This is a genomic window from Pseudomonadota bacterium, assembly GCA_039815145.1.
Taxonomy (GTDB): Bacteria; Pseudomonadota; Gammaproteobacteria; order Steroidobacterales; family JBCBZW01; genus JBCBZW01.
In genome coordinates this window covers 1-15,886 of the sequence record JBCBZW010000120.1, presented here as the reverse complement: position 1 = coordinate 15,886, position 15,886 = coordinate 1, and the positions used below count along the sequence as shown (strand labels likewise).

At 63.6% G+C, this 15,886-nt stretch carries 12 protein-coding genes and 1 tRNA gene; all 13 read right to left on the bottom strand.

Annotated features, from left to right (window positions below; genetic code table 11):
• On the bottom strand, positions 1-141 hold a 141-nt coding region (locus AAF184_20590), incomplete at its 3' end, for a GTP-binding protein (protein ID MEO0424747.1).
• Between the two features lie 63 nt (positions 142-204).
• Positions 205-2,292, bottom strand: coding sequence for an elongation factor G (gene fusA, locus AAF184_20585; protein ID MEO0424746.1), 2,088 nt, complete (start codon positions 2,290-2,292; stop codon positions 205-207).
• A 55-nt stretch (positions 2,293-2,347) separates the two neighbouring features.
• Positions 2,348-2,827 (bottom strand): 30S ribosomal protein S7, encoded by a 480-nt coding sequence (rpsG, locus tag AAF184_20580; protein ID MEO0424745.1) that lies wholly within the window; start codon positions 2,825-2,827, stop codon positions 2,348-2,350.
• A gap of 64 nt (positions 2,828-2,891) precedes the next feature.
• Entirely contained in the window at positions 2,892-3,266 is a 375-nt protein-coding gene (gene rpsL / locus AAF184_20575) for a 30S ribosomal protein S12 (GenBank protein ID MEO0424744.1), read from the bottom strand.
• A 338-nt stretch (positions 3,267-3,604) separates the two neighbouring features.
• Positions 3,605-7,843, bottom strand: a complete 4,239-nt coding sequence (gene rpoC / locus AAF184_20570) for a DNA-directed RNA polymerase subunit beta' (GenBank protein ID MEO0424743.1) — start codon at positions 7,841-7,843, stop codon at positions 3,605-3,607.
• A gap of 120 nt (positions 7,844-7,963) precedes the next feature.
• On the bottom strand, positions 7,964-12,118 hold the full coding sequence (gene rpoB, locus AAF184_20565; protein MEO0424742.1) for a DNA-directed RNA polymerase subunit beta: 4,155 nt from the start codon (positions 12,116-12,118) through the stop codon (positions 7,964-7,966).
• Between the two features lie 163 nt (positions 12,119-12,281).
• On the bottom strand, positions 12,282-12,662 hold the full coding sequence (rplL, locus tag AAF184_20560; protein MEO0424741.1) for a 50S ribosomal protein L7/L12: 381 nt from the start codon (positions 12,660-12,662) through the stop codon (positions 12,282-12,284).
• Between the two features lie 66 nt (positions 12,663-12,728).
• A complete protein-coding gene (gene rplJ / locus AAF184_20555) occupies positions 12,729-13,265 on the bottom strand; it encodes a 50S ribosomal protein L10 (GenBank protein MEO0424740.1) in 537 nt (178 codons plus the stop codon).
• Between the two features lie 332 nt (positions 13,266-13,597).
• Complete coding sequence (gene rplA, locus AAF184_20550) at positions 13,598-14,287, bottom strand: 50S ribosomal protein L1 (protein MEO0424739.1); 690 nt, start codon at positions 14,285-14,287, stop codon at positions 13,598-13,600.
• On the bottom strand, positions 14,287-14,721 hold the full coding sequence (gene rplK, locus AAF184_20545; GenBank protein MEO0424738.1) for a 50S ribosomal protein L11: 435 nt from the start codon (positions 14,719-14,721) through the stop codon (positions 14,287-14,289). Before rplK ends, rplA begins: the two co-directional genes overlap by 1 nt.
• A 142-nt stretch (positions 14,722-14,863) precedes the next feature.
• Complete coding sequence (gene nusG / locus AAF184_20540) at positions 14,864-15,397, bottom strand: transcription termination/antitermination protein NusG (protein MEO0424737.1); 534 nt, start codon at positions 15,395-15,397, stop codon at positions 14,864-14,866.
• A 4-nt stretch (positions 15,398-15,401) separates the two neighbouring features.
• Entirely contained in the window at positions 15,402-15,776 is a 375-nt protein-coding gene (gene secE / locus AAF184_20535; GenBank protein ID MEO0424736.1) for a preprotein translocase subunit SecE, read from the bottom strand.
• A gap of 32 nt (positions 15,777-15,808) precedes the next feature.
• Positions 15,809-15,884 (bottom strand) — tRNA-Trp (locus tag AAF184_20530).
• Positions 15,885-15,886: the final 2 nt, after the last annotated feature.

Below are 15,886 nucleotides of genomic sequence, written 5' to 3'. Positions count from 1 at the left end.
GAACGCCTGCGCGGCACCACCGAACTCCGCCGCCAGCACCGTCGTCATCGCCGCCGTCAGCGTCGTCTTACCATGGTCAACGTGACCGATAGTTCCCACGTTCACGTGCGGCTTCGTACGTTCAAACTTCTCTTTCGACACGTCTAATACTCCCGCTTTGCTGGGTCAGCCAGCGCTGCTGCTCCTAAAGGCTAATAACGCTACTCAAGCTGTCAGCGCATCGACCACGGCCGGAGGGGCCTCGGCGTAATGCGCAAACTCCATCGAATAGGACGCGCGCCCCTGACTCATCGACCGTAGCTCGGTTGCGTAACCGAACATCTCCGATAGGGGCACCTCGACGCGGATGATCTTGCCCGCGACGGCATCTTCCATTCCCTGAACGACGCCGCGGCGCCGCTGCAGATCGCCCATGACGTCACCCATGTAGTCGTCAGGGGTCACCACCTCAACCTTCATCATGGGCTCGAGCAGCACCGGGCCAGCGGCCTGCGTACCCTCGCGAAACGCCATGGAGGCTGCGATCTTGAAGGCGACCTCGCTGGAGTCGACGTCGTGGAAGGACCCGTCGTAGAGGGTCGCTTTGACGTCGACCACGGGGTAGCCCGCGATCACACCCGTCTGCATCTGCTCCTGCACGCCCTTGTCGACGGCAGGAATGAACTCCTTCGGCACCACGCCGCCGACGATCTTGTTCTCGAAGGTGTAGCCCGCGCCGCGCTCCTGGGGCTCGAGACGCAGCCACACGTGGCCGTACTGCCCCTTGCCGCCGGTTTGGCGCACAAACTTGCCTTCCTGCTTGACCGACTTGGCGATGGTCTCGCGATAAGCCACCTGCGGCTTACCCACGTTGGAGTCGACTTTGAACTCGCGGCGCAGGCGATCGACGATGATCTCCAGGTGAAGCTCACCCATGCCGGAGATGATGGTCTGACCGGACTCCTCGTCCGTGCGCACGCGAAAGGACGGATCTTCCTGAGCCAGCTTCGACAGCGCCATGCCCATCTTGTCCTGGTCGGCCTTGGTCCTCGGCTCCACCGCGACCGAGATCACGGGATCCGGGAAATCCATTCGCTCCAGGGTGACGCGCGCGGACGGATCGGCGAGCGTATCGCCGGTGCTCACATCCTTGAGGCCGACAGCCGCGGCGATATCGCCGGCGCGCACCTCCTTCAGATCTTCGCGATCGTTGGCGTGCATCTGCACCAGCCGACCGATGCGCTCCTTCTTCCCCTTGATGGGGTTGAAGACCGTATCGCCCGTCTTCACCACGCCCGAGTACACCCGCATGAAGGCGAGCGTACCGACGTAGGGGTCCGTCGCGATCTTGAACGCGAGGGCCGCAAAAGGCGCATCGTCGTCTGCCGGACGCTCCTCGGTGGTCTCGTCGTCGCTGCCGATGCCGGTCACCGAGGGCACGTCGACAGGCGACGGGAGGAGCTCGATCACAGCGTCGAGCACAGCCTGGACGCCCTTGTTCTTGAAGGCAGACCCACAGAGTACCGGCACGAGTTCGTTGGCGATCGTGCGCTTGCGCAAGCCCGCGACGATCTCCTCTTCCGAGAGCTCACCGTCCTCGAGGTAGCGCTCCATGTAAGCCTCGTCGGCCTCCGCCACGGCTTCGAGCATGTGCTCGCGCCAGTGCTGGGCCAGCTCGACCATATCCTCGGGGATCTCGCCCGCTTCGTAGCGCGTACCGAGAGTGCTGTCGTCCCAGTAGATCGCCCGCATCCGAATGAGATCGACGACGCCGCGGAAGTCCTCTTCCGCGCCGATCGGCAGCTGGATCGGCACCGGGTTGCCGCGAAGGCGCTCGGTGATCTGCTCGACCACGCGGAGAAAGTCCGCACCTACACGGTCCATCTTGTTGACGAATGCCAGGCGCGGCACGGCGTAGCGATTCGCCTGGCGCCACACGGTCTCGGACTGCGGTTCGACACCCCCTACAGAATCGAAGACGGCGACGGCACTGTCGAGCACGCGCAGGGAGCGCTCGACTTCGATCGTGAAGTCGACGTGACCAGGGGTGTCGATGATGTTGATGCGGTGGTCGGGGAACTGCTGGTCCATGCCCGACCAGAAGCAGGTGGTGGCGGCCGACGTGATCGTGATGCCGCGTTCTTGCTCCTGCTCCATCCAGTCCATGACGGCGGCACCGTCGTGGACTTCACCGAGTTTGTGGGAAACCCCGGTGTAAAAGAGAATGCGCTCGGTCGTCGTCGTCTTGCCGGCATCGATGTGGGCCATGATGCCGATGTTTCGGTAGCGCTGGATGGGGGTAGTACGTGCCACGGTCAATCTCTGCTGGCATCAACATGTAATCGACTCGTGGCCGCCGGTAGCTCAGTTACCAGCGGTAATGAGAGAAGGCCTTGTTGGCCTCAGCCATACGGTGCGTGTCCTCACGCTTCTTCACGGCCGTACCGCGATTGTCAGCCGCCTCGAGCAGCTCATTCGCCAGGCGCTGCGCCATGGACTTCTCACTGCGCTTACGAGCAGCGTCGATCACCCAGCGCATGGCCAGGGTTTGGCGGCGCAGGGGACGCACTTCCACGGGCACCTGGTAGGTGGCACCGCCCACGCGGCGAGACTTCACCTCGACCACGGGCTTCACGTTGTCCAGGGCCTGGCCGAGCATCTCCACGGCGCGGTCGCCGGTGGTGGCGCTCTTCTCAGCCATGGTGTCGAGGGCGCCGTACACGATCGACTCGGCCACGGACTTCTTGCCACGCGTCATGAGCATGTTGATGAACTTGGTCAACATCTCGCTCTTGTACTTCGGGTCCGGAAGGACCGGGCGGCGAGTGGCGGAAGATCGTCTTGACATGGTGTTCCTGCTAGAAGCTTATCTCTGGTGCCGGCGCGAGCGCGGCGAAAACCTCAACCGACGGTTAGCCCTTCGGGCGCTTGGCGCCGTACTTGGAGCGACCCTGGCGACGGCTGTTGACGCCGGCGCAATCGAGCGTGCCGCGTACCGTGTGGTAGCGCACACCGGGGAGATCCTTGACGCGACCGCCGCGAATGAGCACCACGGAGTGCTCCTGGAGGTTGTGTCCTTCACCGCCGATGTAGCTGGTGACTTCGAAACCATTGGTCAGGCGCACACGAGCCACCTTCCGCATGGCCGAGTTCGGCTTCTTCGGGGTGGTGGTGTACACGCGCGTGCAGACGCCGCGACGCTGCGGACAGCTCTCGAGCGCGGGCACGTTGGACTTTTCGACCTTGCGGGCGCGCGGCTTGCGAACCAGCTGGTTAACCGTTGCCATCTACATCCTCATCTATGTGTGATCGTCGTCGACGATCCGTCGCGCCAGCCCCGCAGCCGGGGTGGCGTAACCCGTGGCCAGCGTCAGCGCTGGTCGCGTGTTCAGTCGTTCGGAACTCTCGGGGTCGGCGCCGGGAGAAAGCCCCTGTTCAGTCGGGCGTCCCGGTCACTCTCAGGAGGGCGCAAGCCACTGCGAAGCCAGCAGGCCCCGAGAAAGACCGCGAAGTCTAGGAGCCGCGAGGGGCCCTGTCAAGCAAGAAAAGCGCCAATCGCCAGGGATAGAAAGGGCGGGCACGGCTTTCTACCGATACCCGCCCTGAACCCTTCCGCGGCCGAGGATTACTCCTCGGAAGGTGCCGCCTGAGCGGCCGGAGCGGCCTCGCCTTCCCCGGCGTCGGCCGGCGCGGAACCCAGACCGCCAGACATCGCTGCCTCGGCAGCCTCCAGGTACCGCTCCTGGTCCGACTTGCCCTTCTCTCGGCGGCGGTTTTCGTGATATGCCGATCCGGTACCAGCCGGAATCAGGCGACCCACGATCACGTTTTCCTTCAGGCCACGCAGGTCGTCGTGCACGCCGCGGACGGCTGCCTCGGTGAGCACGCGGGTGGTCTCCTGGAAGGAGGCTGCCGAAATGAAGGATTCGGTGGCCAGCGATGCCTTGGTGATACCCAGCAGCAGACGCTCGTAGCGAGCCGGCTGCTGATCTTCGGCCAGGGCTTCGTTCGCCTCGTCGACCTTCGAACGGTCCACCTGCTCGCCGCGCAGGTAGCGGGTATCGCCGCCGTTGAGGATCTCCACCTTGCGCAGCATCTGGCGAATGATCACCTCGATGTGCTTGTCGGAGATCTTCACACCCTGCAGGCGATACACGTCCTGAATTTCGCCCACCAGGTACTCGGCCAGGGCCTCGGTGCCCTGCAGGCGCAGGATGTCATGCGGATTCGGCTCGCCGTCGGCGATTTCATCACCGCGCTCCACATGCTCACCCTCGAAGATGTGCAGGTTGCGCCACTTCGGAATCAGCTCCTCATGGCGATCGCCGTCTTCGTTGGTGATGATCAGGCGCTGCTTGCCCTTGGTCTCCTTACCGAAGCTGACCGTACCGCTGGCCTCGGCCAGGATGGCCGGATCCTTCGGACGACGCGCCTCGAAGAGGTCGGCCACACGCGGCAGACCACCGGTGATGTCACGGGTCTTCGAGGTCTCCTGCGGGATGCGCGCGAGCACATCACCGATGCGCACCTGCTCACCCTCGGCCATGCTGATCACAGCACCCGGCGGCAGCGGGTAGGCCACGGCGTTACCCGTGGACAGGGTGACGTCGTTACCGTCGCCATCCACCAGCTTGATCATCGGACGCAGGTCCTTACCGCTGGAACCACGCTGCTTCGGATCGCTCACCACCACGGACTCGATACCGGTGGTCTCGTCCGCCTGGCGGTTTACGGTGACGCCATCCACGAAGTCGACGTATTTCAGGAAGCCGTCCACCTCAGTGAGGACCGGGTGGGTGTGCGGATCCCAGCCAGCGACCTGCTGACCGGACTTCACGCCTTCGCGATCGTCCACGGAGATCACCGCACCGTAGGGCAGCTTGTAGCGCTCACGCTCACGACCGAACTCGTCGACGATGGCCAGCTCACCGGAACGTGACACAGCGACCAGGTTCGAGTCCTGGTTGCGCACGGTCTTGACGTTGTGCAAGCGCACCTCACCGGCGTTCTTCACCTCGATGCTGCTGACCGCCGCCGCTCGCGAGGCCGCACCACCGATGTGGAAGGTACGCATGGTCAACTGCGTGCCCGGCTCACCGATCGACTGGGCCGCGATCACGCCCACGGCCTCGCCGCGATTGATGATGTGGCCGCGCGCGAGGTCACGCCCGTAGCACATGGAGCACACGCCGTAGCGGGTCTTACAGGTGATCGGCGAGCGCACGGTCACGTGGTCGATCGCCATCTCTTCGATCCGCTGCACCAGGCGCTCATCGAGGAGGGTCCCCGCCGGGATCGCTTCATTGTCCGTACCCGGCTCGAACACCGACTCGGCCAGCACTCGGCCAAGCACGCGCTCGGACAAGGGCTCGACCACATCGCCACCTTCGACCAGCGGCTCGAGGCGCACGCCCTCGGTGGTGCCGCAGTCCATCTCCGTCACCACCAGATCCTGCGCCACGTCGACGAGGCGACGGGTCAGGTAACCGGAGTTGGCGGTCTTCAACGCCGTATCCGCGAGGCCCTTACGAGCACCGTGGGTGGAGATGAAGTACTGCAGGACGTCGAGGCCTTCGCGGAAGTTGGCCGTGATCGGCGTCTCGATGATGGAGCCGTCCGGCTTCGCCATCAGGCCACGCATCCCGGCCAGCTGACGAATCTGCGCGGGAGAACCACGAGCACCCGAGTCGGACATCATGTAGATGGAGTTGAAGGAGGCCTGGTTGATCTTGTTGCCTTCCGAGTCCTCGACTTCCTCGCCGCCGAGCTGCTCCATCATGGCCTTGGCCACGCGCTCGTTAGTGCGCGACCAGATATCCACCACCTTGTTGTAGCGCTCGCCGTTGGTGACCAGACCCATGCCGTACTGGTCTTCGATCTCCTTCACCTCGGCCTCGGCCTCTTCCAGGATCGCGGCCTTCTCGGGCGGCACGACCATGTCGTCCACACCGATCGAGACACCGGCGCGGGTGGCGTAGTAGAAACCGGCGTACATGAGCTGGTCAGCGAACACGACGGTACGCTTCAGGCCCACCTCGCGGTAGGACGCGTTGATCGCCGCCGAGATCGCCTTCTTGGTCATCGTACGGTTGACCAGATCGAAGGACAGCTCGTCCGGCAGCACCTCCAGCAGGAGCGCGCGGCCAACGGTGGTATCCACCACCTGGTTCACCGCGTGCCGCACCCCGTCGACGATCTCGTTGCGCGCGATGCGCAGCTTGACCTTGGCGTGCAGGCTGACGGAACGGGTGTGATAGGCGCGGGAGACTTCCGCTACGTCCGCGAACACGATGCCCTCGCCCTCGGCGTTCACACGCTCGCGGGTGATGTAGTAAAGCCCGAGCACCACGTCCTGCGACGGCACGATGATGGGATCACCGTTGGCCGGGGACAGGATGTTGTTCGACGCCATCATCAGGGCGCGCGCTTCCAGCTGAGCTTCCAGCGACAGCGGCACGTGCACGGCCATTTGGTCGCCATCGAAGTCAGCGTTGAACGCGGTACACACGAGCGGGTGCAGCTGAATGGCCTTGCCCTCGATCAGCACGGGCTCGAAGGCCTGGATGCCGAGGCGGTGCAGCGTGGGTGCGCGGTTCAGCAGCACCGGGTGCTCGCGGATCACCTCTTCGAGGATGTCCCACACCTCAGGACCCTCGCGCTCCACGAGGCGCTTGGCGGCCTTGATCGTCGCCGCCTCGCCGCGCAGCTGCAGCTTGGAGAAGATGAAGGGCTTGAACAGCTCCAACGCCATCTTCTTCGGCAGACCGCACTGGTGCAGCTTCAGGGTCGGGCCCACCACGATCACCGAACGACCGGAGTAGTCCACACGCTTACCGAGCAGGTTCTGACGGAAGCGACCCTGCTTACCCTTGATCATGTCGGCCAGCGACTTCAGGGGACGCTTGTTGGTGCCCGTGATGGCACGACCGCGACGGCCGTTGTCGAGCAGCGCATCCACGGCCTCCTGGAGCATGCGCTTCTCGTTGCGCACGATGATGTCAGGCGCGTTGAGCTCGAGGAGGCGACGCAGGCGGTTGTTGCGGTTGATGACGCGACGGTACAGATCGTTCAGATCCGACGTCGCGAAGCGACCGCCGTCCAGCGGCACCAGGGGACGCAGGTCCGGCGGCAGCACTGGCAGCACGGTCAGCACCATCCACTCGGGTGCGTTGCCGGACTCGATGAACGATTCCAGTAGCTTGAGGCGCTTCGACAAACGCTTGATCTTGGTCTCGGACGACGTGCCCGCGATCTCCTCGCGCACACGTGCGACTTCCGCGTCCAGATCGAGGGACTTCAGCAGCTCGAAGACCGCCTCGGCGCCCATGCGGGCGTCGAACTCGTCGCCATGCTCTTCCATCGCGTCGAGGTAGCCCTCGTCGGTCAGGAGCTGGCCGCGCTGCATCGGCGTCATACCCGGATCGATGACCACGAAGGCCTCGAAGTAGAGGATGCGCTCGATCTCGCGCAGGGTCATGTCCAGCATGAGGCCGATACGCGAGGGCAGCGACTTCAGGAACCAGATGTGGGCCACCGGGCTCGCTAGCTCGATGTGTCCCATGCGCTCACGGCGCACCTTGGACTGGGTCACCTCCACGCCGCACTTCTCGCACACCACACCGCGGTGCTTGAGGCGCTTGTACTTACCGCAAAGGCACTCGTAGTCCTTCACCGGGCCAAAGATCTTGGCGCAGAACAGGCCATCGCGCTCCGGCTTGAAGGTCCGGTAGTTGATGGTCTCCGGCTTCTTCACCTCGCCGAAGGACCAGGAGCGGATCATGTCAGGGGACGCTAGACCGATACGGATTCGATCGAAGTCCTCGACGGGCGTCTGCTGCCGAAAAAGCTTGAGAAGATCTTTCATGTAACTCTTACCTGCCCCGTTCGCTGGGCCCGCCCATGGCGGGCCACTCGTTTGCCGGGATGTTCACCGTCTCAGGTGTCGTCCCGGGGCAAAAATCAAACACGCCGCGTGACTGCGCCGTCAGTCGCTCTCCAGCTCGATATCGATGGCCAGAGAACGAATCTCCTTCACCAGCACGTTGAAGGACTCGGGCATGCCCGCATCCATCGTGTGCGTACCATCGACGATGTTCTTGTACATCTTGGTGCGGCCCTGCACGTCGTCAGACTTCACCGTGAGCATTTCCTGCAGCGTGTAGGAGGCGCCGTAGGCCTCGAGGGCCCAGACCTCCATCTCGCCGAAACGCTGACCGCCGAACTGCGCCTTGCCGCCCAGCGGCTGCTGGGTAACGAGACTGTAAGGTCCGGTGGAACGCGCGTGCATCTTGTCGTCCACCAGGTGGTTCAGCTTCAGCATGTACATGTAACCGACGGTGGTTTCGCGGTGGAAACGCTCGCCGGTACGACCGTCGATCAAGTTCGTCTGGCCGCTGCGCGGCAGGCCCGCGAGCTCCAGCATGTTCTTGATCTCCTTCTCCGTGGCGCCGTCGAACACGGGCGTGGCCATGGGCACACCGTTGGAGAGGTTCTTCGCCAGCTCCAGGACCTCGTCCTCGCCCAGCTCCTCCAGCGGCGTGGTACGACCGCCGCTCTCGTTGTAGACCTTCTCCAGGAAGCCGCGCAGCTCATCGGCAGACGCCTTGGCCCGCAGCATCCCTTCGATCTTCCGGCCCACACCCTTGGCTGCCCAGCCGAGGTGCGTCTCCAGCACCTGGCCGACGTTCATGCGTGAGGGCACGCCGAGGGGGTTCAGCACGACGTCGACGGGGGTGCCGTCGTCGCTGTAGGGCATGTCTTCCACCGGCACGATGGTGGAGATCACACCCTTGTTACCGTGGCGGCCGGCCATCTTGTCCCCCGGCTGAATGCGACGCTTCACCGCCAGGTACACCTTGACCATCTTCAACACGCCGGGCGCGAGATCATCGCCTTGGGTGATCTTGGCCTTCTTGTGATCGAAGCGTTCGTCGAACTCCTTGCGCTGCTCTTCGAGTCGCGAGGCGACGCCTTCGATCTGACGGTTGATGTCGTCGTTGCGCACGCGGATCTCGAACCACGAGGCGTGCGGCAGATCGGCGAGGTACTCGGAGGTGATCTCGCTGCCGGCCTTCAGACCCTGCGGTCCGCCGTCAGCAACCTCACCCACGAGCATCTTCTCGACCCGCGAGAACAGATCCTCCTCCAGGATGCGCAGCTGATCGTCGAGGTCCTTGCGCACCTTGGAGATTTCGGACTGCTCGATGGAGAGGGCGCGAGCGTCCTTCTCCACGCCATCGCGGGTGAACACGCGGACGTCGATCACCGTGCCGTCCATGCCCGGGGGCACGCGCAGGGAGGTGTCCTTCACGTCCGACGCCTTCTCACCGAAGATCGCGCGCAGGAGCTTCTCTTCAGGCGTCAGCTGGGTCTCGCCCTTCGGCGTGACCTTACCTACGAGGATGTCGCCACCGGTCACTTCGGCACCGATGTAAGCGATGCCCGATTCGTCCAACTTACCGAGCGCCGCATCACCTACGTTCGGGATATCGGAGGTGATCTCCTCCTGACCCAACTTGGTGTCGCGAGCCACACAGGTGAGCTCTTCGATGTGGATCGTGGTGAAGCGATCCTCGTGCACCAGGCGCTCGGAGATGAGAATCGAGTCCTCGAAGTTGTAGCCGTTCCAGGGCATGAACGCGACGAGCATGTTCTGGCCCAGGGCCAGCTCACCGAGGCTCGTGGACGGGCCGTCGGCGAGCACGTCACCACGTGCGATCGTGTCACCGGTACGCACCAGTGGGCGCTGGTTGATACAAGTGTTCTGGTTAGAACGCGTGTACTTGGTGAGGTTGTAGATGTCGACGCCCGGCTCGCCCGGAATCGTCTCATCGTCATGGGCACGGACCACGATGCGCGACGCGTCGACCGAGTCGACGAAGCCGCCGCGGCGGGCGACCACGGTCACACCGGAGTCGGTGGCCACGGCGCGCTCGATACCCGTACCCACGAGCGGCGTGTCCGCACGCAGGGTCGGCACCGCCTGGCGCTGCATGTTCGAGCCCATAAGGGCACGGTTGGCATCGTCGTGCTCGAGGAACGGAATCAGCGAAGCGGCCACGGAGACGATCTGCGAGGGCGAGATGTCCATGAACTGCACACGCTCGCGCTCGTCCGAAGACAAGGTCTTGAACTCGTTCTCGTGTCGGCAGGCGATCAGCTCGTCGACCAGTTCGCCTTCCTCGCCGAGGGCCGCGTTGGCCTGGGCGATGACGTATTTACCTTCCTCGATCGCCGACAGGTAGACGATCTCTTCGGTCACCTTGCCTTCCACCACGCGACGGTAGGGCGTTTCGAGGAACCCGTACTCGTTGGTGCGCGCGTAGGTAGCCAGGGAGTTGATCAGGCCGATGTTCGGGCCTTCCGGCGTCTCGATGGGACACACGCGGCCGTAGTGGGTCGGGTGCACGTCGCGCACCTCGAAGCCCGCACGCTCACGGGTGAGACCGCCAGGACCGAGGGCCGAGACGCGACGCTTGTGGGTCACCTCGGACAGCGGGTTGTTCTGGTCCATGAACTGGGACAGCTGGCTGGAGCCGAAGAACTCCTTCACCGCCGCCGCCACCGGCTTGGCGTTGATCATCTCCTGCGGCATCAGTCCTTCGGACTCGGCCAGGGTCAGGCGCTCCTTCACGGCGCGCTCGACACGGACCAGGCCGATACGGAAGGCGTTCTCCGCCATCTCGCCGACGCTGCGCACGCGACGGTTACCGAGGTGATCGATATCGTCGATGGTGCCGTTGCCGTTGCGGATGTCGATGATCGACTGCAGCACATCGAGGATGTCCGAGGTCTCCCCGTACTGCTCCACATGCTCCTTGCAGAACGCGTCGTCGCGATCCTTAAAGTACATGTAGTCGTAGAGGATGCCGGGACCGGTCACGTGGTCATGTCCCACACGACGGTTGAACTTCATCCGGCCGACCGCCGACAGATCGTAGCGCTCGGGGTTGAAGAACAGGTTGTGGAACAGGTTCTCCGCCGCCTCCTTGGTGGGCGGCTCACCCGGACGCATCATGCGGTAGATCTCCACCAGCGCCTCGAGGCGGGTGGTGGTGGAGTCGATGTCCAGCGTCAGGGAGATGTAGGGACCGCGATCGAGGTCGTTGGCGTAGAGCGTCTCGATGCTCTCGATGCCGGCCTCCACCAGCTTGCCGACGGACTCTTCCGTCAGCTGCTCGTTGACCTTCGCCAGCAGCTCGCCGGTCTCCGGATCGGGCACATCGTGAGCCAGCACCTTGCCGGAGAGGTAGTGGCGAGGCACTTCCACAAAGTCTTCGCCGGAATCCGCCAGCTCGCGCGTGTGCTTGCGCGTGACGCGACGACCTTCGGGCACGATCAGCTGATCACCGATGACCAGGTCGAACTCCATGGTCTCGCCGAGCAGACGCTCCGGCATCAGGCGCAGGCTGATCGTCTCCGCCGTCAGGCGGAACTCGTTCTTCTCGAAGAAGATGTCGAGGATCTGGTGGTTGTCGTAGCCCAGGGCACGCAACAGCACCGTGACCGGCAGCTTGCGGCGACGGTCGATTCGCGCGAAGAGTGCGTCCTTCGGATCGAACTCGAAGTCGAGCCATGAGCCGCGGTAGGGGATCACGCGCGCCGAGAACAGCAGCTTGCCCGAGGAGTGGGTCTTGCCACGGTCGTGGTCGAAGAACACACCCGGCGAGCGGTGCAGCTGGGAGACGATCACACGCTCCGTGCCGTTGATGATGAAGGTGCCGTTCTCGGTCATGAGCGGCAGCTCGCCGAGGTACACCTCCTGCTCGCGCACGTCTTTCACGGGCTTCTCGCTGCCCGATGCTTCCTTGTCGTAGATGACCAGGCGCACGGTTACGCGCAGGGGCGCCGCGAACGTGAGGCCGCGGAGCTGGCACTCTTTCACGTCAAAGGGAGGCTCACCCAAGCGATAGCTCACGTACTCGAGCGCTGCATTGCCCGAGTAGGAGACGATGGGGAACACCGAATTGAACGCCGCATGCAGGCCGATGTCCTTACGGTTGCCGGGCTCGTGCTCGTCCTGTAGGAATTGCCTGTAGGAATCGAGCTGAATGGACAACAGGTAGGGCACCTGCAGGATTCGCGGCCGCTTGCCGAAATCCTTGCGAATGCGCTTTTTCTCGGTGAACGAATAGGCCATTCGGGGGTATCCTCGCTTAGACGCTCAAGGCGTCCATTAGCCAGCGTTAAGGTAAGCTGGCAACTACACCACTACTCTCAAAAACACCGAAAGGCCGGCCGCCGATGGCGACCAGCCTTGCGGCTCCGGCTGCCGGGCTTCCCCCGGTTCAGCCGGTGCAACGTTACTTGATCTCGACCTTGGCGCCAGCTTCCTCAAGCTGCTTCTGAAGCTCCTCTGCTTCTTCCTTAGGCACACCTTCCTTCACAGGGGTGGGTGCACCTTCCACCAGAGCCTTGGCCTCCTTCAGGCCCAGACCGGTAATGCCGCGCACGGCCTTAATCACGGCGACCTTGTTGTCGCCGAAGCTGGCCATCACAACGTCGAACTCGGTCTTCTCTTCAGCCGCGGGAGCGTCGCCGCCACCGCCAGGGCCGGCCGCAACTGCAACGGGGGCTGCAGCGGAAACACCGAACTTCTCTTCCATCGCAGAGATCAGGTCCACCACTTCCATAACGGTCATGTTGGAGATGGTCTCGAGGATGTCGTCCTTAGAAACTGCCATTTTTATCTACCTCAACTATAAAACCTGGTAACCCGAATCGGTCCGGAGCGGCGCGAACGCCAGCGTTCATCCGGACGCTTCTTTCTGATCGCGCACCGCGGCGACCAAGCGTGTGAGCTTGGCGTGCGGCTCGGCGAGGGTACGAACGAACTTGGAAATCGGCGCCTGCATGACACCCAGAAGCATGGCCAGGGCCTGCTCCCGCGTCGGCAGACTGGCGAGGCGTTCGAGTTGCTCGGGGCCCATGAGCTCGCCGCCGACGGCGACCAGCTTGACCACGAACTTCTCGTTCTCCTTCTCCTTCGCGAAGTCCTTGGCCAGCCTTGCGGCGGCACCGGGATCTTCCTGGGAGAATGCCAGGATGAGCGGGCCCTTCAGACCCGGCTTCATGCACTCGAATTCCGTTCCCTCTACGGCCAGGGCGGCAAGCCGATTTTTGACCACCTTCATGTAGACCCCCGACTCACGCGCTTTCTTGCGCAACTCGGTCATCTGCTCGACGGTCAGTCCTCGGTATTCCGCCGCGACTGCTGATAGGGCATCAGCAGCGACCGCGTTCACCTCGCTCACCACGGCCGATTTCTGCTCTCGCGTCAAAGGCATGGTTAGCGTGTCCTCCGTTAACGGCTGCTCGAAACTGCGAACGCTACCGTCAGGTGTCGTACGAGTTCCGCTAGGGTGGCGACCTTCAACGGAGCTCCGTTTTCGGGTTCGCCGTCTGCGTAGGCATGCCGCTCGACGCCCGAGGGCGGGTCGTGGCGATTTAAGGCGGGACCGTGCTCAGCACGACCACACCACCTACGGTCTGGGACGACACCAGGCCGGAGCACTTTCGCGCCCCGAGCTGGCAGTCTCACCGCCCGACGAACAGCGCCGCCAGACAATGTTGGTTGCCGGGCCCTCTACGGTGAGAGTGACCGGCCGGCTCGATCCACTCAGATCGTTGAGGGATCGACGTTGATTCCGGGCCCCATCGTCGACGACAGGGTCACGCGCTTCATGTAAACGCCCTTGGCAGCCGAAGGCTTGGCCTTGTTCAGGTCAGCCAGCAGCGTCGAGAGGTTTTCGTGCAGCTTAGCTGCATCGAAGGTCACGTTACCGATGGGGCAGTGAATAATGCCGCCCTTGTCCGTGCGGTAGCGCACCTGACCGGCTTTGGCGTTCTTCACCGCGTTCTCGACGTCGGGCGTTACCGTACCGACCTTCGGGTTGGGCATCAGGCCGCGAGGACCGAGCACCTGACCGAGGCGACCGACAACACGCATCGCATCGGGCGTAGCGATCACCACATCGAAGTCCAGCATGCCGCCCTTGATCTGCTCGGCCAGGTCTTCGAAGCCGACGATATCGGCACCTGCGTCCTGAGCCTTGGTGGCGTTATCGCCCTGAGCGAACACAGCCACGCGCACGGTCTTGCCGGTGCCGTTGGGCAGGATCGTCGAACCGCGCACCACCTGATCCGACTTGCGCGGATCCACGCCGAGGTTCACGGCCGCATCCACGGACTCGGTGAACTTGGCGCCGGCCAGCTCGCGGATCAGCTCGAGAGCCTCACCGACCGGGTAGGACTTGGTGCTGTCGACCTTGTCGCGGAACAACTTTTGCCGCTTGCTCATCTTGGCCATTACTCAACACCCTCCACTTCCAGACCCATGCTCCGCGCCGTGCCGGCGATCGTCCGCACGGCGGCGTCCAGATCAGCGGCCGTCAGATCGGGATCCTTAGTGTTGGCGATCTCCTCGAGCTGGGCGCGCGTCACCTTGCCCACCTTGGTCTTGTTCGGCTCACCGCTACCCTTGGGCACGCCGGCCGCCTTGCGCAGCAGGACCGACGCGGGCGGCGTCTTGGTGATGAACGTAAAGCTACGGTCGTTGTAAACGGTGATCACGACGGGCGTCGGCAGGCCCTGCTCGATGCTCTGCGTCTGAGCGTTGAACGCCTTGCAGAACTCCATGATGTTCACACCGTGCTGACCGAGCGCAGGACCCACGGGCGGACTGGGATTGGCCTGTCCTGCCGGGATCTGCAGCTTGATGTAGCCCTGAACCTTCTTAGCCACTACTCGATTCCTCTATACATTGGGTGCAAACGCCTTTGCGGCTCCCCTGCCTCGCACCGGTTAGCCCGGGCGGGCGTTCCCCAACGCCGAAACGAGCGCTGAGGCATAAAACTCTTCTCTCAGGCTGGTGCCGACCCGGCGTTCAGGCCTTCTCCACCTGGCCGAACTCGAGCTCCACCGGTGCTGCGCGGCCGAGAATCTGGACCGCGACGCGCAAACGGTTCTTCTCGTAGTTGACCTCTTCGACCACACCGTTGAAGTCGTTGAAGGGGCCGTCGATGACCCGCACCACCTCGCCGGGCTCGAAGAGCACCTTCGGACGGGGCTTGTCCACACCCTCCTGCACTCGCTGCAGGATGGCCTCCGCCTCGGCGTCGCTGATCGGCGCAGGCCGATCGCTCGACCCACCGATGAAGCCGAGCACCTTCGGCACGTCCTTCACGAGGTGCCAGGTCTCTTCGTCGAGCTCCATCTGCACCAGCACGTAGCCAGGGAAGAACTTCCGCTCGCTCTTGCGGCGCTGGCCCTCGCGCATCTCCACGACTTCTTCCGTGGGCACCAGGATCTCACCGAACTTGTGGCCGAGGTCGTAACGCTCGATCCGCTCGATGAGCGACTGTTTCACCTTGTACTCGTAGTTCGAGTAGGCGTGGACCACGTACCAACGTAGAGACACTAAATCAGCCCCTGCCGGTGATCAGGCGCACGACCCAGCCGAGGCCGAGGTCAAGCATCCAGAAGAAGACACCCATGGTGATCGCGAACAGCAGCACGATGAGCGTGGTCTGCAGTGTCTCCTCGCGCTTCGGCCAGACGACCTTGCGCAGTTCGACGCGCGCGCCGCGCATGAAGTCCATGAACTGGCGGCCCTGGCTGCTGGTCGCAGCGATCGCCAAGCCCACGCCCAGACCCGCGAGCACCGCGGGCACGCGCAGTAGCACTGACGCGCTCGGGAAGTAGTAGTAGGTAAATATACCTCCCACCACGGCGGCCAGGGCGAGCACGAGCTTCATCGTGTCCAGCACGCTTGAGCTGCTCGACTGCTTCGCTTCCATCTTTCCTCTCGGCTAATGCCTGACGGATGAGGTGGCAGGCCAGGAGGGAATCGAACCCCCAACCTGCGGTTTTGGAGACCGCCGCTCTGCCAATTGAGCTACTGGCCTGT

Excerpts from the sequence above, each read along its gene's own strand:
- rplL (MEO0424741.1), bottom strand. The coding sequence starts at position 12,662 with ATGGCAGTTTCTAAGGACGACATCCTCGAGACCATCTCCAACATGACC.
- rplA (MEO0424739.1), bottom strand. The coding sequence starts at position 14,287 with ATGGCCAAGATGAGCAAGCGGCAAAAGTTGTTCCGCGACAAGGTCGAC.
- rpoC (MEO0424743.1), bottom strand. The coding sequence starts at position 7,843 with ATGAAAGATCTTCTCAAGCTTTTTCGGCAGCAGACGCCCGTCGAGGAC.
- rplJ (MEO0424740.1), bottom strand. The coding sequence starts at position 13,265 with ATGCCTTTGACGCGAGAGCAGAAATCGGCCGTGGTGAGCGAGGTGAAC.
- rpoB (MEO0424742.1), bottom strand. The coding sequence starts at position 12,118 with ATGGCCTATTCGTTCACCGAGAAAAAGCGCATTCGCAAGGATTTCGGC.
- secE (MEO0424736.1), bottom strand. The coding sequence starts at position 15,776 with ATGGAAGCGAAGCAGTCGAGCAGCTCAAGCGTGCTGGACACGATGAAG.
- rpsG (MEO0424745.1), bottom strand. The coding sequence starts at position 2,827 with ATGTCAAGACGATCTTCCGCCACTCGCCGCCCGGTCCTTCCGGACCCG.
- rpsL (MEO0424744.1), bottom strand. The coding sequence starts at position 3,266 with ATGGCAACGGTTAACCAGCTGGTTCGCAAGCCGCGCGCCCGCAAGGTC.